Source organism: Candidatus Pseudomonas phytovorans (assembly GCA_029202525.1).
In the GTDB taxonomy this organism is placed as follows: domain Bacteria; phylum Pseudomonadota; class Gammaproteobacteria; order Pseudomonadales; family Pseudomonadaceae; genus Aquipseudomonas; species Aquipseudomonas phytovorans.
Window position 1 is genome coordinate 4,870,490 of sequence record CP119325.1, and the last position, 20,216, is coordinate 4,890,705.

Here is a 20,216-nt window from a genome sequence, read left to right on the forward strand (position 1 = left end):
TCATCAAAAGCCCGCCTTGCGCGGGCTTTTTGTTGCGCCTGAAAAGGTCAGGCGCTCAGCCGCGAGGTCACTTCACCCAGTTGCCCCGACAGCCCATGCAGGCGTTGCCCCGCCTGTTCGGTGTGCTGCACCGATTCCTGGTTGGCCGTGGCAATGCGGGTGATTTCGATCAGGTTGCGCGAGATGTCTTCAGCCACGCTGGTCTGCTCTTCGGCCGCCGTGGCGATCTGCCGGTTCATGTCGCGGATCGCCTCTACCGCCTGGGTGATGCGCTGCAGCATCTGCCCGGCCTGCTGCACCTGCTCGGCCCCCTCTTCACTTCGCTGCTGGCCGCTTTCGATGGCCTTGACCGCCTCCACCGCACCCGACTGCACCGCTTCGATGATCTGGTGGATCTCGGCAATCGAGGCTGCCGTGCGCTGGGCAAGGCTGCGCACCTCATCGGCCACTACCGCAAAGCCACGCCCGGCCTCGCCCGCGCGCGCCGCTTCGATGGCCGCGTTAAGCGCCAGCAAGTTGGTCTGCTCGGCAATACCACGGATCACTTCCAGCACTTTGCCAATGCGCGTGCTGTCATGCTCCAGGTCGCGGATCACCGCCGCCGTGCCGGCGATTTCGCGGTTGACCACGCCAATGATGTCGATGGTCTGCTGCATCACCTGCTCACCCGCCTGGGCACTGTGGTCGGCGTCATCCGCCGCGCGAGCAGCTTCGGCAGCATGGCGGGCAACTTCCTGAGCGGTGGCAGACATCTCGTGCATGGCCGTGGCCACCTGGTCGGTACGCTGGAACTGGTCATGGGTGCCGCGGGCCATGTCGCCGGCAATGCTGCGCAACTGGCCGCTGGCACCTTCCAGCTCCTGGGCATTGTCCTTCAGCCTGCCGACGGTGTCGGCAAGGAAGTCGCGCAGGGTGTTGGCCGCCCGCGCCAGGCGCCCCAGTTCGTCCTCGCGGCGGCTGTCCACCCGGGCTGCAAAGCGGCCCTGGCTAAGCTGCGCGACATACTCGATCAACTGGCGAATCGGCTCGATCAGGCTGCGGTTGACCAGCCACAGGCTGAGCAGCCCCACCAGCACCGCCGAGGCCAGCATTACCAGCAGGCCCAGCCATACCGTGCGCTCGGCACTGGTGTTGATGCTGGCCGCGCGCTGGCGGGCATCGGCACGCAGTTGCTCGACCAGTTCACTCATCTGCTCACTGGCAGCGCGATCCACGCCCTTGACCGCCAGGTCGCCGGCTACCGGATCGCCACCGGCGGCAAGAAAGGCCTGGCGGCCCTGCGCATAGGCCTGGCCCAACTGCTGGTGACTGTCACGCAGTTGCTGCAATGGCGGCTTGAGCCTGGCGTCGCTGCTGTCGATCAGTTGCCCGAGCAACTGTTGCACCTGCTGTTCGCGGGCCTGGAACTGCTGCCAGTACTTGTCCATCTCCGCCGGCTGACGCCCGCGCAGCAGCACGTTCTTCCATTCCTGCACCTGGATCTTGAACTGCAGGTTGGCTTCGTCAATCAATTGCGAGGCCCGCAGCGGCCCGTCCACCAGTTCGGCATAACCGCGCACGCTGGACGACAAGAACTGGAAACACACCAGGGCGATCAACAGCATCGCCACCAGGCTGCCGCCGAGCAGCGAGAGAATTTGCACTCTGAGGGATTTACGCAGCATCGTGGATCTCGAAACCGGAAGGAAAGGAATGGCGCGCATCGGCAACACCAGGGAAGACATTCCATGTCCGTTGTTGGCAGGCCAAAAAAAAGCTGCCATCAAGCAATGGCAGCCAGGTCGAGCACTTACGCAACAGTGAGGCAGATACTCTCAGGCAATTGCTACAAAATTGTTACAAACTCGCGACGAGTCAGCCGCTGGTGAATTGCAAGGCCGCCAGGCGTGCATACAACGGGCTTTCCTCGATCAGCTGACGGTGGGTGCCCACCGCCACCACCCGGCCCTTGTCGATGACCGCGATGCGCTCGGCATGCTGCACCGTGGCCAGGCGATGGGCGATCACCAGCGTGGTGCGGCCGGCCATCAGGCTGGGCAACGCCTGCTGGATCAGGTGCTCGCTCTGCGCGTCGAGGGCGCTGGTGGCCTCGTCCAGCAGCAGGATCGGTGCATCGACCAGCAACGCCCGGGCAATCGCCAGGCGCTGGCGTTGCCCGCCGGAAAGGCCGACACCGCCCTCGCCCAAGGGCGTCTGGTAGCCTTGCGGCAACTGCCGGATGAATTCGTCTGCATGGGCACCGTGCGCTGCTGCTTCGACTTCGGCAAGGGTGGCATCGGGCCGGCCATAACGGATATTGGCCTCCACCGTGCCGCGAAACAGTGAGGGGTTTTGCGCCACCAGGGCGAACTGCCGGCGCAGTTGGTCGGGGTCCAGTTCGGTAACCGGCTGGCCATCGAGCAGGATGCACCCTTGCTGCGGGTCGTAAAAGCGCAGCAGCAAATCGAACAGGGTCGACTTGCCCGCCCCCGAGGGGCCAACCAGGGCCACGGTCTGCCCAGGCTCGATGACCAGGCTCAGCCCATCGACAGCCGCCACCGAGGGCCGTGACGGATAGGCGAACACCAGCTGCTGCAACTCGATATGCCCGCTGGCCCGCTGCTGCGGCAGCACCTGCGCCACAGCGGGCGGCAAGATCGCACTGCGCGCCGCCAACAGCTCGGCAATGCGCTCGGCAGCACCCGCTGCACGTTGCAGCTCGCCGATGACCTCACTGAGGGTGCCGAACGCGCTGCCGACGATCAGGCTGTAGAACACGAAAGCCGCCAGCTCGCCTGCAGAAATACGCCCGGCGATCACATCCATGCCGCCGACCCACAGCATCACCCCCACGGCCCCCAACACCAGCACGATCACCAGGGTAATCAGCCAGGCGCGCTGGGCAATGCGCTTGCGGGCCACACTGAATGCGGCTTCGACCGTGCCCGCGAACCGTTCGCGATCGTGCGCCTGGTGGTTGTAGGCCTGCACCGTCTTGATCTGCCCCAAGGTTTCGGCCACGTAGCTGCCTACATCGGCCACCCGGTCCAGGCTCTGGCGCGACAGGCTGCGAACCCGGCGCCCGAACAGCAGAATCGGTGCCAGCACCAGCGGCAAGGCCACCACCACGATGCTGGTGAGCTTGGGGTTGGTGATGAACAACAGCACCACGCCGCCGATGACCATCAGCGCGTTGCGCAGGAACATCGACAGCGATGAACCGATGACCGATTGCAGCAAGGTGGTGTCGGCGGTCAGCCGCGACTGGATCTCGGAGCTGCGGTTGTCTTCGAAAAAGCCGGGGTGCAGACCGATCAGGTGGTCGAACACGGCGCGGCGGATATCCGCCACGCAGCGCTCACCGATCCACGACACCAGGTAGAAACGGCTGAAAGTGCCCACCGCCAGGGCCAACACCAGCAGCAGGAACAACCCTATAGTCTGGTTGAGTTGGTGCGCGGAGCGGGTCATGAAGCCCTGATCCACCAGCAGGCGGATGCCCTGCCCCATCGACAGGGTGATGGCGGCAGTGACCACCAGCGCCAACAAGGCCAGCAGCACCTGACGACGGTACGGACGAACAAATTGCCATGCCAGGCGCAAGGCACGGCGTTGGCGAGGGGAAACCGGTTCGGACATGGCGGCGACCATAATTGCGGGGAAGCCGCAGACTACCACTCATCCGGGCCGGGAAATGGATGCCGGTTGCTATAACGCATCGGTCTAAACAGATTGTGGAGCTTTCACAGGGTTTCTGTTGGACTGTTGCTGCTGTGGCACAGAAGCTGTCACAGGCCAGTCACGGCGCAGGGCTAACCTGAACTTGAACCTGAAGAGGAGACAGTGCATGAGCTTGCAGCATGGTAATGACAACCAGAAACCTCAGAATACCCAGCAACCACAGGCGTGCGGTTCGATCATCGACGGCAAGGGGCGCGAAGTGCCTATTACCGAGCAGATGATCCAGCAAGCCTGCAAGGCCTTGGAAGAAAGCCGGGTCGAGCGCTTACGCAAAGGTTGATCGGCGATTTTTTGCAACCCGGCGCCTGCGCCGGGTTTTTATTGCCTGACAGCAGGTGTACACCCCCTGTAGGAGCGGCCTTGTGTCGCGATCGGGCCGCAGGGCGGCCCCAGGATTTCAGCTTCGCCGCCCAGACTGCAGGGGCCGCTTCGCGGCCCGATCGCGACACAAGGCCGCTCCTACAGGGGGACTGTTAAGGCCTGCGGGAATTGCGAGTCTGTCAGACCAACTGCGCCCCCAAGGCACTGACCAGCTGCGCCAGCTGCGGCGACTCCCCGCGCAAGCGCACCGCCAACCCCTCGATCTCGCGCCGAGGCGGGTACTGTTTACGCAACTGGTCGAACGCCGCACGCTGCTGTTGCGGGTCATCACTCAGGCTGCGACGGAAGTCGGCATCGTCGCGGCGTGGGTCGTACACGGCGCGGCACAGGGTCGCCAATGCCCAGGCAGGGTCCGTGCTGGCATCCAGCTCGATCTGCGCCAGCGGCGGCGGAGGCAGCAAGTCTGCCAGTTGCACCTGCTCGTCCACACCCAGGAAACGGCACAGTGCCTGGTAGATCTGCGCCGTGCCACGCTGGCGGCCGTCGAGGCTGTAGCCGGCAATGTGCGGTGAGGCCAGTGTGCAAAGGTCGGCCAGTTGCAGGTCGACTTGTGGCTCGCCCTCCCACACATCCAGCACCGCATGCACGTCTTCACGGTCCAGCAGCAGCTCGCGCAAGGCGGCGTTGTCTACCACCGGGCCACGGCTGGCGTTGATCAGCCAGGCACCCGGGCGCAACTGCGCGAGCTGCGCCTGGCCCAACAGGTGCCAGGTCGGGTGCTCGCCACCGCGTTGCAACGGGGTGTGCAGGCTGATCACATCGCACTGTTGCACGACGGCTTCCAGGCTGACGTAGTTGCCGCCCTCGGTGGCCTGGCGCAACGGGTCGCACACCAGCACCTTCCAGCCCAGGCCGTGCAGTACCCGCACCAGGCGGCCACCCACCTCACCCGCGCCGACCACGCCATAGACGCGCTCGGGGAGTGCCGCGCCATCGAGCTCGGCCAGGGTCAGCAGGCTGCCCAGCACGTAGTCGACCACGCCGCGGGCATTACAGCCCGGTGCGCTGCTCCAGCGGATGCCGGCTTCGGCAAAGTAGTCCAGGTCCAGGTGATCGGTGCCGATGGTGCAAGTGCCGACAAACCGTATACGGCTGCCTTCGAGCAATTGGCGGTCGACCTTGGTTACCGAGCGCACCAGCAGGATGTCGGCGTCCTTGACGCTGGCGGCATCGAGGCTTCGGCCAGGGTAACGGCGGATTTCACCGAAACCCTCGAAGAAGGCATCGAGCAGCGGGATGTTCTCGTCGGCAACTATCAGCATGGCGCTCTCCTGTCTGGGGAACGCAGTGTAGGCGCAACGTCAGGCCTGTTCCAGAGCGTTTCAGTCGGCTTTCTTGCGGATCCAGTACAGATAGGTACCGGCGTCCTCTTGCTGCTGCAGCAGTTCGTGGCCGAGGAAGTTGCAGAACTTGGGGATGTCGCGGCGGGTCGACGGGTCGGTGGCGATGACCTTGAGCAGGCCGCCAGCGGCCAGGTCACGCACGTGCTGGTGCAGCATCATCACCGGTTCCGGGCAGTTCAGGCCGGAGGCATCAAGGATGGCGTCGGGGGTGAAATCGGTCATGGAGGGCTCCGCAAATGATCGCCATTGTCGCGCATACCGCCTAGTTGACCAAGGGTTTCAGGTGCATGCCTTGAGGTCGGTGTTTGCATTGAGATCGAGCGCCGCCCGCGCGGCGCTTCGCGGGGCAAGCCCGCTCCCACATTCGTTTCGGGCCAATTATTCCTGCATCCATTGGCGCGCGCACCCTTGGCGCATGGCTCGATATCGCGTCGTACAAACAAGGGGCCGCGCACCAATGCATCAGGCTTCACTGGCCCGAAACAAATGTGGGAGCGGGCTTGCCCCGCGAAGCGCCGCGCGGGCGGCGCTCGATCTCACGGCACACATCCAACCCAAGCCATGCACCCCTAGCCCTCAGCGCGGCTTCAGATCAAGCCGGCGCAGGTGGCAGGTCACTTCCTCGCGGTCGTGGTACAGCTGCTTGCAGGCAATCGATACCCTGATCTTGCGTGCCTTGAACGTCGCCTCCATGCGGTCGAGCAACCGACGTACTTCGGCATAGCGCTGCTTCATCGGCAGCTTCAAGTTGACCACCGCCTCGCGGCACAGCCCCTCACCCAGCCAGGTTTCGATCAGCGAGGTGGTGCGCGCCGGCTTCTCGACAATGTCGCACACCATCCAGTCCACCGGCTGCTTCGGCTGCCAGGTAAAACCATCCGCCATCAGGTGCTGGACCAGGCCGGTGTCCATCAGGCTTTCGGCCATCGGGCCATTGTCGATGGCAGTCACCAGCATGCCCCGGCGCACCAACTGGTAGGTCCAGCCACCCGGTGAGGCGCCCAGATCAACGCCGGTCATGTCATCGCCCAGGCGCTGCTCCCATTGATCCCGCGGGATGAACTGGTGCCACGCTTCTTCCAGCTTGAGGGTCGAGCGGCTGGGCGCCTCGCGGGGGAACTTCAGGCGCGGAATGCCCATGGGCCACAGGGCACTATTGTTGGCCGGGGCAACGCCGACGAAAACCCGCCGGCCGCTGATGAAGGTGAGCAGCAGGCGCGGGCGACTGGCATCGTCAACCAGGCGGCCAGCCTTCTCCAGCGCTTTGCGCAGCGGCACTTCGAACTTGCGGCAGAAGGTGGACAACTCCTTGCCATCGTTACTGTCCAGCACTTCCAGCCACAGGCTGCCAAACACCGGCAAGTCAGCCAGCGCCCCCAGCAGCACACTGATGCGGTCAGTTTCCGGCAGTTCGACATAACCGCCCCGGGCCCACTGCCGCGGGAAAATCAACTCGCTGAAACGCAGCGCCCCCATCAGCCGCTCGGCACCGCCTTCTTCGGTACAGACAAACTCGGCGCTGGCACTGTGCGGCTTGCCTTTGGCATAGCCAGCAATGCCCAGGCGGGCGGCATGTTCGCTGATTTCAGCGCAAACCTCACCCTCGAAACCGGGCCGGCAATGCATGAACAGGGTATTCATCTCTCACTCCACTACGGCTGGCGCGCAACAGGCGCCGGCAGGGCGGCGATGATAAAGGAAGTTCGGAACCTGCGACACGCCCCACCGGTCCAGAAAAGGGTCAGAGGCCGCAAAGCGGTCTAACCTGACCACTCAGCCAGGTCCGTACCGTGCGGATCGACACAGAGCGGTGACACCGGCAAACCTTGAGTAGTTGCCGGGCACCGGCGCAGAAGGAGTTGGCAATGCCCTCGCTCGATAGCCTGAACACCCTCAAGCCCCTGAAGGTCGGGGACCAGACCTACCACTATTTCAGCCTTGCCGAGGCTGCCCGCCAGCTGGGCGACCTGCAACGCCTGCCCATGTCGCTGAAGGTGCTGCTGGAAAACCTGCTGCGCTGGGAGGACGGCCATACCGTCACCGGCGACGACTTGCGCGCCCTCGCCCAGTGGCTGAGCGAGCGGCGCTCTGACCGCGAGATCCAGTACCGCCCGGCGCGCGTTCTGATGCAGGACTTCACCGGCGTGCCGGCCGTGGTCGACCTGGCCGCCATGCGCGCGGCCATGGCCAAGGCCGGCGGTGACCCGCAACGCATCAACCCGTTGTCACCGGTGGACCTGGTGATCGACCACTCGGTCATGGTTGACCATTACGGCACATCGCAGGCCTTCGGCGAGAACGTGGACATCGAAATGCAGCGCAATGGCGAGCGCTATGCCTTCCTGCGCTGGGGTCAGAGCGCCTTCGACAACTTCCGCGTAGTGCCGCCGGGCACCGGTATCTGTCACCAGGTCAACCTGGAATACCTGGGCCGTACTGTGTGGACCCGTGAAGCCGATGGGCGCACCTACGCCTTCCCTGACACCCTGGTCGGCACCGACTCGCACACCACCATGATCAATGGCCTGGGCGTGCTCGGCTGGGGTGTCGGTGGCATCGAAGCAGAAGCGGCCATGCTCGGCCAACCTGTGTCGATGCTGATCCCCGAGGTCATCGGCTTCAAACTGACCGGCAAGCTGCGCGAAGGCATCACCGCCACCGACCTGGTGCTGACGGTCACGCAGATGCTGCGCAAAAAAGGCGTGGTGGGCAAATTCGTCGAATTCTATGGTGACGGCCTGGCCGAACTGCCCTTGGCTGACCGTGCGACCATCGCCAACATGGCACCTGAATATGGCGCCACCTGCGGTTTCTTCCCGGTTGACCAGGTAACCCTGGACTACCTGCGCCTGTCGGGCCGCCCCGAAGCGACCGTGCAACTGGTCGAGCAGTACTGCAAGGCCCAGGGCCTGTGGCGCCTGCCGGGGCAGGAGCCGCTGTTCAGCGACAGCCTGGCGCTGGACATGCACGAGGTCGAGGCCAGCCTGGCCGGGCCCAAACGGCCGCAGGACCGCGTGGCACTGGGCCAGGTCAGCCAGGCCTTTGACCATTTCATCGAACTGCAACCCAAGCCGCTGGCGAAGGAAGTCGGCCGCCTGGAAAGCGAGGGCGGTGGCGGCGTAGCGGTGGGCAACGCCGACCAGGCTGGCGAGATCGACTACAGCCATCAAGGCCAGACGCACACCCTGCGCGATGGCGCCGTGGTGATTGCCGCGATTACCTCGTGCACCAACACCTCCAACCCCAGTGTGATGATGGCTGCCGGACTGTTGGCTAAAAAGGCCCTGGAAAAGGGCCTGCAACGCAAACCCTGGGTCAAGAGTTCTCTGGCGCCGGGCTCGAAAGTGGTCACCGACTACTTCAAGGCCGCCGGGCTCACCCCCTACCTCGACCAACTGGGCTTCGACCTGGTCGGCTATGGCTGCACCACCTGCATCGGCAACTCCGGCCCGCTGGACGACGCAATCGAGAAAGCCATCGGCAGCGCCGACCTCACCGTGGCGTCGGTGCTGTCGGGCAACCGCAACTTCGAAGGCCGTGTGCACCCGCTGGTCAAGACCAACTGGCTGGCCTCGCCACCGCTGGTCGTGGCTTACGCACTGGCCGGCAGCGTGCGCGTGGACCTGACCCGCGACCCGTTGGGCACCGGCACTGACGGCCAACCGGTGTACCTGCACGATATCTGGCCCAGCCAGCAGGAAATTGCTGCGGCCGTAGCCAAGGTAGATACAGCGATGTTCCACAAGGAATACGCCGAAGTGTTTGCCGGCGACGCGCAGTGGCAGGCCATCGAGGTGCCGCAGGCAGCCACCTACGTGTGGCAGGCTGACTCTACCTACATCCAGCACCCGCCGTTCTTCGATGAAATCGGCGGGCCACCACCACAGATCGCCGACATCCACGGCGCGCGGGTGCTGGCGCTGCTGGGCGACTCGGTCACCACCGACCACATCTCCCCGGCCGGCAACATCAAGGCCGACAGCCCCGCCGGTCGCTACCTGCGTGAACAGGGGGTGGAGCCACGCGACTTCAACTCCTACGGCTCGCGGCGTGGCAACCATGAGGTGATGATGCGCGGCACCTTCGCCAACATCCGGATCCGCAACGAAATGCTGGGGGGTGAAGAAGGCGGCAACACCTTGCACGTGCCCACTGGCGAGAAACTGTCGATCTACGATGCGGCCATGCGGTACCAGCAGGAAGGCACCCCACTGGTGGTCATCGCCGGCCAGGAATACGGCACCGGCTCGAGCCGCGACTGGGCGGCCAAGGGCACCAACCTGCTGGGCATCAAGGCGGTGTTGGCGGAGAGCTTCGAGCGCATTCACCGCTCCAACCTGGTGGGCATGGGCGTACTGCCGCTGCAGTTCAAGGCCGGTCACGACCGCAAGCAACTGGGGCTGACCGGCAAGGAGCGGATCGATGTATTGGGTTTGAACGGCGCACAGATCCGCCCAGGCATGAGCCTGCCGTTGCGCATCACCCGCGAAGATGGGCAACAGGAACAGATCGAGGTGTTGTGCCGGATCGACACCCTGAATGAAGTGGAGTACTTCAAATCTGGGGGGATTCTGCATTATGTGTTGCGCCAGTTGATTGCAAGCTAAGCCAGGAAAGCCTGGGGCACCGCGCTGCGGCCCCAGGCAGGCTTTGCCATACCTGAAATCCATGACATTAAATAATCATTCAATAAAACCAGTGGCTTGCCGATATCTGTCCAAAGCCCTGCGGACTATCAACCCATGCGTAACAACCAGCCGATTACCCAGAGAGAACGGACTTTCCCTGCTCAGCAGCGGTTGATCTCCACCACCAACGCCAAGGGCGTGATCACCTACTGTAACGATGCGTTCATCGAAATCAGTGGGTTCACCCGTGAGGAGTTGACCGGCGCGCCGCACAATCTGGTACGCCACCCCGATGTGCCGCCTGCCGTGTTTGCCCACATGTGGCAAACCCTCAAGCAGGGCCAGCCGTGGATGGGCATCGTCAAGAACCGCTGCCAGTCCGGCGACCATTACTGGGTCAACGCCTACGTCACCCCGATTTACGACAACAACCAGGTCGTCGGTTTCGAGTCGGTGCGGGTCAAGCCAACCGCCGAGCAGATCCGCCGCGCCGAAGCACTGTACCACCGTCTCAACCAGGGCAAGCCTGCGGTACCTCGCAGGGACAAGTGGCTGCCAGTGCTGCAGGACTGGCTGCCGTTCATCCTGATCAGCCAGGCAGGCTTCCTGATTGGCAACTCGCTGGGCCATTCCTGGGGCTTTGCCCTGGCTGCCGGGCTATCCGTGCCCCTCGGCCTGCTCGGTTTGAGCTGGCAGCAGCGCGGCCTCAAACGCCTGCTGCGCCTGGCCGAACAGACCACCTCCGACCCGCTGATCGCACAGATGTTCACCGACAGCCGCGGCGTACAGGCGCGCCTGGAAATGGCCATGCTCAGCCAGGATGCCCGCCTGAAAACCTGCCTGACCCGCCTGCAGGACAGTGCCGAACACCTCAGCGACCAGGCGCGCCAGTCCGACGCCTTGGCGCACAAGAGTTCCTCGGGGCTGGAGCGCCAGCGGGTAGAGACCGAGCAGGTCGCCGCCGCCGTCAACCAGATGGCCGCCACCACTCAGGAAGTGGCCAACCACGTACAGCGCACCGCCGACGCCACGCAGGAAGCCAACCGCCTGACCAGCCAGGGCCGGCAGATCGCCGGGGAAACCCGCGAAGCCATCGAGCGCCTGTCGGCGGCGGTGGGCGAAACCGGCCAGACGGTCACCCAGCTGGCCAAGGACAGCGACGAGATTGGTGGCGTGGTCGACGTGATCAAGGGCATTGCCGACCAGACCAACCTGCTGGCACTGAACGCGGCCATCGAGGCGGCGCGTGCCGGTGAAATGGGCCGTGGCTTTGCCGTGGTGGCCGACGAAGTGCGCCAGTTGGCCCAGCGCACTGCCGAGTCCACCGGGCAGATCCATGGCCTGATCGCCAAACTGCAACAAACCGCCAGCAACGCCGTGCTGACCATGGAAAGCGGCCACCGCCAGGCGCAGGAAGGCGTCGACCGTGTAATGCAGGCTGACGAGGCGCTGGTGGGGATCAGCGAAGCTGTGGCCAACATCACCGATATGGCCACCCAGATTGCCGCAGCGACCGAGGAGCAGACTGCAGTGGCCGACGAGATCAGCCGCAACATCAGCACCATCGCCGAGCTCGCCGACCAGACCGCCGAACAGGCGCAGCACTCGGCATTATTGAGCGAGGAGCTGACCAGCACAGCGGGGAGCCAGTACTCGCTGGTGGAGCGGTTCAACCGCTAACGCTCGCAACCTGGCACTCCATCGCAGGGGATGGCACCGGCTTCGCCGGTGTTCGCGGGCACGCCCGCTCCCACAGAGTCCGTGCAGGCCTGATTACCGGCGCTACCAGTCCAGGCTCAAGCGGCTCTCGAAGTAGCGCTCTTCCCCGCTCAGCGGGTCCTCGAAGCGCAGGCTCTGTGCCAACAACTTCAGCGGCCGCTGGTAATCATCCTCTTCATTCAGCAGTTGCGGATAGAACGGGTCATTGCTGATTCCCGCCCCCAGCGCTGCCATGTGCACGCGCAACTGATGGGTTTTGCCGGTCACCGGCGACAACCCATAGCGCCAAAGCTCGCCGTTCTTCTCCAGCACCTCGGCCAGGGTTTCGCTGTTGGCCTCCCCTTCCACTTCGTGCATACGGAAAAACGGCTCGCCATGCACCAGGCGGCTTTTGTGCACCAGCGGAAAAACATGCTGCGGCATCGCTGCGGCAATGGCCTGGTAGCGCTTGTCGATGCGCCGTTCTGGGAACAAGCGCTGGTAAGCACTGCGGGTATGCGGGTTGGCGGAAAAAAGCACAAGCCCGGCCGTGTGCCGGTCGATGCGGTGCAACGGCACCAGGTGCGGGTTGTCCAGGCGGCGAATCAAGCGGCGCAGCAAGGTGTGCTCGACGTATTCACCGGTTGGCGTCACCGGCAGGAAATGCGGCTTGTCGGCCACCACCAGGTGTTCATCCACATGCAGCAGCGTTTCCTGCACCGGGATGGGGCGCTCGTTCGGCACTTCACGGAAGTAGTGCAGGCGCATGCCGCGCTTGTACGGCAACCCGGCCGAAACGGCGTGCCCTTCGGCATTCAGCACGCGGCCACGGGCAAAGCGGTCGAGCCACTGGGCGCGGTCGATGGCCTTGAAATGGTCACACAGGCAATCGAGCACCGTCGCCCAGTTACCGGGGGGCAGGCACACCGTGCTGGCTTGCTGGTGAGCAGGGTCGAAAGGCGTGGTCATGGCAGGGCTCGAAACATTCAAGGCCGCGCATTATCCCCCAAGCCTGCGCCGTCAACCAGCCTCGGCAATCGCCTCGCTGCGCGCCTTCAGCCAGCGCAGCACCTGAACGGGCTCCCAACGGCCAGGATCATAGAGGGCATACAGCAACCCCTGATAACCCACCACATCCAGCCCGCGATGGTAACCGGCGCGCTGGAACAGGGCTTCGATCTCGGCGAAGCAGGTGTTGAAGTGGACTTTTCCGAACGGGGTACGGTCATCAGTGACCAGGCCTTCGAGGCGCAGTTCCAGCACGGCGTCGGCCACCCGCTCGACGGGCATGCGGTTGACGCTGTACTTGAGTTGCTCGACGTTGAGCATGAGTTCACCTCGATACTGTATTTATATACAGCATACGAACATCCCCTTGTCGTCGTCAATGCGGTTCATTGCAGCCCCGGCAGATAGCCGCTGCCTTTGCGGATGGTCAGCACTTGCCGCCGGGGCGAACCGCGCGATACAGACAGGTGCACCCAGTTATCGAATTCGAGGATCAGTTGATCGAAAGGGACAGCGCTGTTGCTGATTCTGCGCACGGTCTCGCGCGGGCTGACTTCGATCACCGTGAAATCGGCCGCCAAACCCTGAACGTGCTGGCTTTTCGGGGCACCGCCGATCAATCGGTTGACCCTCTCGCTGCGGTAGCCGCTGCTGACGATGATGGGCGCATCGAACAACGCGCGCACTTGCTCGAGCGCACCGCACAGCAGCTGCAGGTTGGCCCGGGCTTCGGGCGATGGCGTGTTGTCAAACCCGTCCCTGGCGGCAAGCTGTGAAACGGTCATTTCATCAAGCGTGAAATGCGGAGTGATCAACATGGCGAAGCTCCCGATGACTGAATATGGGCACCAGCGTCACTGCGCCGGCACCTGATCATCAGCCCACATCCATCACCTTGGAGCGGGGTTACAGCTCCCCTGGAGCCATCATTGCGCGAGAAACGCCACCACCTGCTCGGCATCGAACGGCCAGTGCAGTTCGCCGCCATTGTCACAACGCTTGAGCACGGGAATGATCAGGCCATAGAGCTCGAACAGCGCCTCGTTCTCGGCGATATCGACCAACTCGACCAACAGGCCATGATCGACAAAAGGCATCAGCACCCCCTCGGCCACTTCGCACAGGTGGCAGCCGAGGGTGCCGAACAGTTGGCATTCAGGCAACATGGGGTACATTCCGGTTTGGCAGGGAGAAACCTATTCTAGGTCCGTCCTGCCATCCGTGCACCTGACCTGGCTCAATCCTGGCTGGTGGCGCCGATACGGTGCAGCGACAAATCCGCACCCTGGAATTCCTGCTCATGGCTCAAGCGCAGCCCATGCAGCGCGCGGATTACGCCATACACGGCAAATCCTCCGACCAGTGCAACCACCACGCCCATCAGGCTGCCCAGCAACTGGCTGACAAGGCTGACACCGCCCATCCCGCCCAGTGCCGCCTGGCCGAAGACGCCGCAGGCAATGCCGCCCCACACGCCGCACAGGCCATGCAGTGGCCACACGCCCAGCACGTCGTCGATCTTCCAACGGTTCTGCGCTGCGGTGAATGTCCAGACGAACAACGCGCCGGCCACCAGGCCGGTTGTCAGTGCGCCAATCGGGTGCATCAGGTCGGAACCGGCGCAAATCGCCACTAGCCCGGCCAACGGCCCGTTGTGCAGGAAGCCCGGGTCGTTACGACCGGCCAACAAGGCCGACAGGGTGCCACCGACCATGGCCATGAGCGAGTTGATCGCCACCAGGCCGCTGACGCCCTGCAGCGTTTGAGCACTCATCACGTTGAAGCCGAACCAGCCGATGATCAGAATCCACGAGCCCAGCGCCAGAAAAGGAATGCTCGACGGCGCAAACGCCACCAACCGGCCATCCCGGTAACGTCCACGGCGCGCGCCCAGCAGCAGCACTGCGGCCAAGGCTAGCCAGCCACCCATCGCATGCACAACCACCGAGCCGGCAAAATCATGGAAAGGCGCGCCGAAGCGGGCCTGCAACCAGGCTTGCAGCCCCAGGTTGCCATTCCAGACCACGCCCTCGAAGAACGGGTAGATGAACGCCACGATCAACGCCGTGGCACACAACTGCGGCACGAAGCGCGCCCGCTCGGCAATGCCCCCGGAGATGATCGCCGGGATCGCCGCAGCAAATGTCAGCAGAAAGAAGCATTTGACCAGCGAATAACCATGATCAGCCGCCAGCACCGCTGCCGGCTGGAAAAAATTGACGCCATAGGCTATCCAGTAACCGATGAAGAAATACACCAGCGCCGAGATGGCAAAGTCGCTGAGGATCTTCGACAAGGCGTTGACCTGGTTCTTGTGGCGCACCGTACCCACTTCGAGGAACGCGAAGCCGGCATGCATGGCCAGCACCAGAATGGCGCCCATGAGAATGAACAGGGTATTGGAACCATGGACCAGGGAGTCCATCGCGCTGTGCATGTTTTCCATGAAATAGGCAGACCTGCTGAAAAAGGCACCAGGACAGTTCAAGAACCTGCATCCCTGCACCGAATCGGTGCCAGCCCCCTGCCCTGTTTCGGTGAGCGGGTCGGAGCCTGCGTGGTTTTTTCTTGGGTTTGTCGTGGATTGGGTTAAGGTTTATCGGTATTCGCTGCGTTGGCGCCCCGAATCGGCGTAATGCCTGCCAGCGACGCCCCGCAACGTGGCAAAGCCTAAGCAAGGCGCATACCAGCGCAGGCACTTGAACCTTCCGCGCGTGCTATTACTCGAAAGACCAACACTCATCGACAGGGAGAGGCCCATGGCCAGCAAATCGGCAAAGACTGCACAAGAAATACTGATGGCTGACTTTCAGGCTTTGGTGCGCGACACCGAGCGACTCCTGGCCGACACTGCCAACCTGGCGGGCGATCAGGCCGACGAATTGCGCGAACAGATTCACGACCGCCTGGCCCAGGCTCGCGAAACCCTGCAGCTGACCCAGGACTCGGTGCGCGAACGCGGCCAGGCCGCGCTGGGCAACGCCGAGCAGTACGTGCAGGAAAACCCGTGGCAGGCGATCGGCATCGCGGCCGGCGTCGGCCTGTTGATAGGCCTGCTGGCCAACCGGCGCTAAGGGGTTCCCATGGAGAATGACGCCATTGGCGCCAGCGCCTCGGGCAAACGCCTGGGCGCGGCTGCGCTGGGGCTGCTGCACAGCCACATCGAACTGTTCGGCATCGAGTTGCAGGAGCAAAAGGGCCGCACCTTGCGCCTGCTGCTGTTCGCAGGTCTCGCCCTGGTGTTCGCCCTGCTGCTGCTGACAGCCCTGTCCGGGCTGTTGCTGGTACTGCTGTGGGACAGCTATCGACTGGCCGGCATCATTGGCCTGTGCGTGTTCTATGGGCTTGCCGCAGTGTATTGCGGGTTGCGCCTGAAGGCAGCCGTGTTTGACGAATCGTCGCCATTCGGGGCCACCCTCGAAGAACTCGCCAAGGACCGGGAGCGCCTGTTGCCATGAGCCTGCCACAACTGCCAGACACCCGTAATCCGCGCGAGCTGCGCAAAGCACTGCTGCGCCTGCGCATGGAGATGCACCGCCAGGAAATCCGCCATGAGTCCGGCCAGCTGATGGAGCCCTTGCGCCGCGTGCGCGGCATGGGCAGTTCGCTACACGAAGGGCTGGGGATAAAGCATGCGCCCTTGTGGGGGATTGGCGCCGTGGTGGCGCTGGGCTTCCTGACCGGCAAAGGCGTGCGCAGCGGTAACCTGGCGCGGCTGGTGCGCCTGGGCAGCAGCCTGCTGCCGCTGCTGCGCCTGTACATGCAAGGCACGCGTCGCCCCTGACGACCTGAACCCGCTTCCACAAGGCAGGTATCGACCTGCCCCTTGCGCAGATGAACACGACACCGGAAGCTATAGCCTTCGATCCACAGGAGAATGCGCCTTGGACTGGCACACCCTGCTCACCCGCGAACGCCTGGGCAAAGCCCTCTACAGCGCCGATGAACTCGGGCGCAGCCCCTTCCACAAAGACCACGACCGCATCATCTTCTCCGGCGCTTTCCGCCGCCTTGGGCGCAAGACCCAGGTGCACCCGGTTTCCAGCAACGACCATATCCATACGCGTCTGACCCACTCGCTGGAAGTCAGCTGTGTCGGTCGCTCGCTGGGCATGCGCGTCGGCGAAACCCTGCGCGACAACTTGCCCGACTGGTGCGCCCCCAGCGACCTGGGGATGATCGTGCAGTCAGCCTGCCTGGCCCACGACATCGGCAACCCGCCCTTCGGCCACTCCGGCGAGGATGCCATCCGCCACTGGTTCCAGCAGGCTGCCGGGCGCGGCTGGCTGGACGACATGAGCGACGACCAGCGGGCCGACTTCCTGAACTTCGAGGGCAACGCCCAGGGTTTTCGCGTGCTCACCCAACTGGAGTATCACCAGTTCGACGGCGGTACCCGGCTGACCTATGCCACCCTCGGCACTTACCTCAAGTACCCCTGGAGCGCACGCCACGCCGACGCCTTGGGCTACAAGAAGCACAAGTTCGGCAGCTACCAGAGTGAGCTGTACTTAGGCCTTGCAGCCAAAAATGACATTTTTTGAAAAGCAACAGCCAAAAGTTTATAAGTGCAACTATTTGGCAATATCAAGAAGAATTAGCATTCAAAAAAAGAATAAGGAGGTTTTTGCTAGAACGCCAGCTTACCACCGATCCAGCGAGCCAAGCCACCTAGATTCGCTCCCCACCCATACCACTAAACTGTCGAGCCAAGTGCATGGCATAGTTATCTGTCATACCGCTCACGTAATCCAGAACCTGCATGATTGCACCGTACTCCTTGGAAACACCCCCGCTAGCGTCTAAATTCTTCAAGTCTAAACCAAGAAGCTCAACCACCCTTCTAGTCTTCGAATCAGCCACACCGCCCTTTCTGACATATTCCAAAGCGGCAGAACAGCTAACGTTAAGAATCGTAGAAATTGTGCTGTAAGCCCCGATTTCTAACTCAACCTTCCTCGGATGTTGGAAGATTTCATCACGAGCAAGACCCTTGGCGGCTGATACACATTCACGCACGGTCTTATCACAAAGGTCTAAGATACCTAACACCTTGCCTGTCATAATTTCATTATGGTTATTCATGAAGGCTGTCGCTCCAGCATCTACAAAAGCTGAAATAACTTTTCCACGAACCATAGAGAGCCTACGGCCAACTTTCATGCCTTGAATTTCTTTGACAAGCTGATCCTTCTGGTAGTCGCTAAGGACAAGGCATAAAATTTCAAAGACTTTATCCCAGTCAAGGATACCCATCTCTACACCATCCTCTAAATCAAGAATGGCATAGCAGAAGTCATCAGAAATTTCCATCAAATTAGCCAGTGGATGGCGACACCGCCAACCATCACCCAGCTTTAACAAACCTGTAGCATCAGCCACTTCATTAAACAAACCCAACTCAGAGCAGTAAATACCGTATTTATTCTGAATCGGCCTTTGCATGTTAAGAGCATCCCCTGCCAGCCAAGGATACTTAATAAAAGCTCCAAGTGACGCATAGGTTAGACGCATCCCCCCTTCATAGGGATGATACTCTGAGGTAGTTAAAACCCTAAACCCTTGGGCATTACCTTCAAACCTACGCAAGTCAGCAGCTTCATTGAATGGAAGCCGCTCAATTATCTTTGCCCCGACATCATTGGAGAACCAGTGACGTATAGCCTCTTCACCTGTGTGCCCAAAGGGAGGGTTGCCAATGTCATGAGCAAGACAAGCAGTTTGGACAATATCACCAATATCAGAAGCTGAATGCTGCTCAGGGATAAGCCGTTCATTCAGAAGCTCTTGGCCAACCCTCACTCCCAGCGTCCGACCAACACAAGCCACTTCTAAGCTGTGCGTGAGGCGATTGTGAACGTGGTCATTAGTGGCGAGAGGATGGACCTGCGTTTTTCTTGCAAGGCGTCTGAAAGCACCAGAAAACACAACCTTGTCATGGTCTGAGTGGAAAGGTGAACGGCCTAGCTCAGATTTTGGAGGCCGACCGCCAAGACGGGTATTATTAAGCAGCTTTTCCCAACTCATACTAGCCATATCACTACCTTCAACACATACGCAAAACGTATGAATATAGCTCAGACATAGACATTTGCAATAAAATATAGAAAAAAGACACCAAAACTTAATACCATTTAGAAAGAAGCCTTTCCTACTAACTTACGCATAAAAATGCTCGCTCCAGAACCTTTTCCGGATGAAAGGAGAACTCAAGGTGCTCATCCAGTCCACCTTCATAAACCCAAAGGGTTTCCTTCAGAGCCTAATATAAATTCGATTTTTAGAAAAATACCGGTAGCTGAATTCTTTTCCTCCCCCCACAATGGAATACATGCCTTGTGCGATTTGGATTGTAAAAGCACCTCCCCCCTTATTCCCAACGCAAATCTTTTTTCTTCTTAGCAAACACAAAATTATGCGAATACTCTAGTACCAGTTCGTTTGCTTTTTTTATGATACCTGCATCATAAACATCAACCATCTTGATGCTCTGCTCGCTTCGCACATTCTCGTCTGGCACACTGATATGAACGAGCAACTTAGGGGAAAGAGGCATGACACCAAAAGACTTAGCTCCTGCCTGAAGACTAGCCTTATCAAAGTACATTGCAGGACAGTCAGAGGTAAGATAATTGAGCTTTGTATGATTTTTTGAGATAGTCATGCTACAACCAGCAGCAAAAAGCTTCTGACACAACTGATAAGATAAAATATATAACATGCATTTCATGACGGATTTTTTCTGCTCAGAATTGAGCTGAATAGACTCATCCCCCCGCTCCAAATACATTTCAGCAATTTGTGATTCTAGATTATGCATACGCTGCTTTGTTCGCAGCGATTGAAAACAGAAAAAAACTAAAATATGCATGAACGTTTCAGCAGACGGAGGAACCCACAAGTCTGAATTTTGAGACTTACTGAATGACTCAATCTCGATTGAAACCGCACCTTCAATATTAGAATAAGCATTCTCGAGATGATGTCTTTTCAAATACTCCAGTATTTCTCTCGCATTATCACGCATAGCTTCATCATTATTTACTATTCCAATGCCTTTGGTAACTACGTCATCCATTGCTTTCAGCATAAAAAGATCTTGCATCACCTGTGCAATAACAGCATTGGATTTCGCTTCCTCTCCGAATCGGTAATACAACATATCCCAAACCACATCATCCATCTCAATTTTGTAGAAAAAGTTTTCCTCACCTACATCAACGGTTGTTTTTTTTAGATATATTTTAGGAACAGCACCCATGCTATTCTTAACAAAGAAGCCGTCATGAGACATCCACAGCTCGAGATAAAACTGCGGCACATAATGCTGGTGTTTCTTGTTTTTCAATTTTGTCAAGTCAAACAATTCCATAACGTACCACCTCACTCAACTTAGTTAAAGCTATCCAACTCATACTAGCCATATCACCACCTTCAA

Annotated in this window: 18 protein-coding genes and 1 pseudogene; 7 read left to right on the forward strand and 12 right to left on the reverse strand. The window is 60.7% G+C overall.

All coding sequences use genetic code 11. The features are described 5' to 3' along the window. Nucleotides 1-47: 47 nt before the first annotated feature. Both P0Y58_21400 and P0Y58_21405 read right to left on the reverse strand, forming a co-directional pair. Nucleotides 48-1,664: a methyl-accepting chemotaxis protein gene (locus P0Y58_21400; protein WEK29437.1), complete on the reverse strand. Its 1,617-nt coding sequence runs from the start codon at nucleotides 1,662-1,664 to the stop codon at nucleotides 48-50. A 190-nt stretch (nucleotides 1,665-1,854) separates the two neighbouring features. After that, entirely contained in the window at nucleotides 1,855-3,618 is a 1,764-nt protein-coding gene (locus P0Y58_21405; GenBank protein ID WEK29438.1) for an ABC transporter transmembrane domain-containing protein, read from the reverse strand. 208 nt (nucleotides 3,619-3,826) lie between these two features. Between P0Y58_21405 and P0Y58_21410 the strand changes: the two genes are divergently transcribed. After that, nucleotides 3,827-4,000, forward strand: coding sequence for a hypothetical protein (locus P0Y58_21410; protein ID WEK29439.1), 174 nt, complete (start codon nucleotides 3,827-3,829; stop codon nucleotides 3,998-4,000). A 220-nt stretch (nucleotides 4,001-4,220) separates the two neighbouring features. Here P0Y58_21410 and pdxB read toward each other — a convergent pair whose 3' ends face one another. From pdxB to rlmM, 3 genes are all read right to left on the reverse strand, one after another. Next, nucleotides 4,221-5,363, reverse strand: coding sequence for a 4-phosphoerythronate dehydrogenase PdxB (pdxB, locus tag P0Y58_21415; GenBank protein ID WEK29440.1), 1,143 nt, complete (start codon nucleotides 5,361-5,363; stop codon nucleotides 4,221-4,223). Nucleotides 5,364-5,423: 60 nt separating this feature from the next. Continuing rightward, nucleotides 5,424-5,666 (reverse strand): sulfurtransferase TusA, encoded by a 243-nt coding sequence (gene tusA / locus P0Y58_21420; protein ID WEK29441.1) that lies wholly within the window; start codon nucleotides 5,664-5,666, stop codon nucleotides 5,424-5,426. 354 nt (nucleotides 5,667-6,020) lie between these two features. Next, nucleotides 6,021-7,085 (reverse strand): 23S rRNA (cytidine(2498)-2'-O)-methyltransferase RlmM, encoded by a 1,065-nt coding sequence (rlmM, locus tag P0Y58_21425; protein ID WEK29442.1) that lies wholly within the window; start codon nucleotides 7,083-7,085, stop codon nucleotides 6,021-6,023. A 224-nt stretch (nucleotides 7,086-7,309) separates the two neighbouring features. Here rlmM and acnA point away from each other — a divergent pair, with 224 nt between their 5' ends. Continuing rightward, on the forward strand, nucleotides 7,310-10,051 hold the full coding sequence (gene acnA / locus P0Y58_21430; protein WEK29443.1) for an aconitate hydratase AcnA: 2,742 nt from the start codon (nucleotides 7,310-7,312) through the stop codon (nucleotides 10,049-10,051). 135 nt (nucleotides 10,052-10,186) lie between these two features. Further along, nucleotides 10,187-11,752, forward strand: a complete 1,566-nt coding sequence (locus tag P0Y58_21435) for a PAS domain-containing methyl-accepting chemotaxis protein (GenBank protein ID WEK29444.1) — start codon at nucleotides 10,187-10,189, stop codon at nucleotides 11,750-11,752. A gap of 102 nt (nucleotides 11,753-11,854) precedes the next feature. Here P0Y58_21435 and P0Y58_21440 read toward each other — a convergent pair whose 3' ends face one another. The 5 genes from P0Y58_21440 to P0Y58_21460 all read right to left on the reverse strand — a co-directional run bounded on the left by P0Y58_21440 (nucleotide 11,855) and on the right by P0Y58_21460 (nucleotide 15,224). Beyond that, nucleotides 11,855-12,739 carry a pseudouridine synthase gene (locus P0Y58_21440; GenBank protein ID WEK29445.1) on the reverse strand — a complete coding sequence of 295 codons (885 nt, stop codon included), beginning with the start codon at nucleotides 12,737-12,739 and terminating at the stop codon, nucleotides 11,855-11,857. A gap of 51 nt (nucleotides 12,740-12,790) precedes the next feature. Then, nucleotides 12,791-13,099 (reverse strand): transcriptional regulator, encoded by a 309-nt coding sequence (locus P0Y58_21445; protein ID WEK29446.1) that lies wholly within the window; start codon nucleotides 13,097-13,099, stop codon nucleotides 12,791-12,793. A 65-nt stretch (nucleotides 13,100-13,164) separates the two neighbouring features. Next, nucleotides 13,165-13,596 (reverse strand): D-Ala-D-Ala carboxypeptidase family metallohydrolase, encoded by a 432-nt coding sequence (locus tag P0Y58_21450; protein WEK29447.1) that lies wholly within the window; start codon nucleotides 13,594-13,596, stop codon nucleotides 13,165-13,167. A gap of 108 nt (nucleotides 13,597-13,704) precedes the next feature. Further along, the gene (locus tag P0Y58_21455; protein WEK29448.1) at nucleotides 13,705-13,944 is read right to left on the reverse strand and encodes a glutaredoxin family protein; all 240 of its coding nucleotides are present in this window, start codon (nucleotides 13,942-13,944) and stop codon (nucleotides 13,705-13,707) included. A gap of 71 nt (nucleotides 13,945-14,015) precedes the next feature. Then, nucleotides 14,016-15,224: an ammonium transporter gene (locus tag P0Y58_21460; protein ID WEK29449.1), complete on the reverse strand. Its 1,209-nt coding sequence runs from the start codon at nucleotides 15,222-15,224 to the stop codon at nucleotides 14,016-14,018. A 313-nt stretch (nucleotides 15,225-15,537) separates the two neighbouring features. Here P0Y58_21460 and P0Y58_21465 point away from each other — a divergent pair, with 313 nt between their 5' ends. The 4 genes and pseudogenes from P0Y58_21465 to dgt all read left to right on the forward strand — a co-directional run bounded on the left by P0Y58_21465 (nucleotide 15,538) and on the right by dgt (nucleotide 17,286). Further along, the gene (locus P0Y58_21465; GenBank protein WEK29450.1) at nucleotides 15,538-15,852 is read left to right on the forward strand and encodes a YqjD family protein; all 315 of its coding nucleotides are present in this window, start codon (nucleotides 15,538-15,540) and stop codon (nucleotides 15,850-15,852) included. A 9-nt stretch (nucleotides 15,853-15,861) separates the two neighbouring features. Next, entirely contained in the window at nucleotides 15,862-16,236 is a 375-nt protein-coding gene (locus tag P0Y58_21470) for a phage holin family protein (GenBank protein ID WEK29451.1), read from the forward strand. Continuing rightward, on the forward strand, nucleotides 16,233-16,562 hold the full coding sequence (locus P0Y58_21475) for a hypothetical protein (GenBank protein WEK29452.1): 330 nt from the start codon (nucleotides 16,233-16,235) through the stop codon (nucleotides 16,560-16,562). The genes P0Y58_21470 and P0Y58_21475 overlap by 4 nt, the downstream gene beginning before the upstream one ends. 100 nt (nucleotides 16,563-16,662) lie before the next feature. Further along, nucleotides 16,663-17,286: pseudogene (dgt, locus tag P0Y58_21480) on the forward strand (dNTP triphosphohydrolase). Between the two features lie 163 nt (nucleotides 17,287-17,449). On the opposite strand, the gene P0Y58_21485 reads toward dgt, so the two are convergent. Beyond that, entirely contained in the window at nucleotides 17,450-18,814 is a 1,365-nt protein-coding gene (locus tag P0Y58_21485) for a deoxyguanosinetriphosphate triphosphohydrolase (GenBank protein ID WEK29453.1), read from the reverse strand. 334 nt (nucleotides 18,815-19,148) lie between these two features. Then, entirely contained in the window at nucleotides 19,149-20,150 is a 1,002-nt protein-coding gene (locus P0Y58_21490; GenBank protein ID WEK29454.1) for a DUF4238 domain-containing protein, read from the reverse strand. Nucleotides 20,151-20,216: the final 66 nt, after the last annotated feature.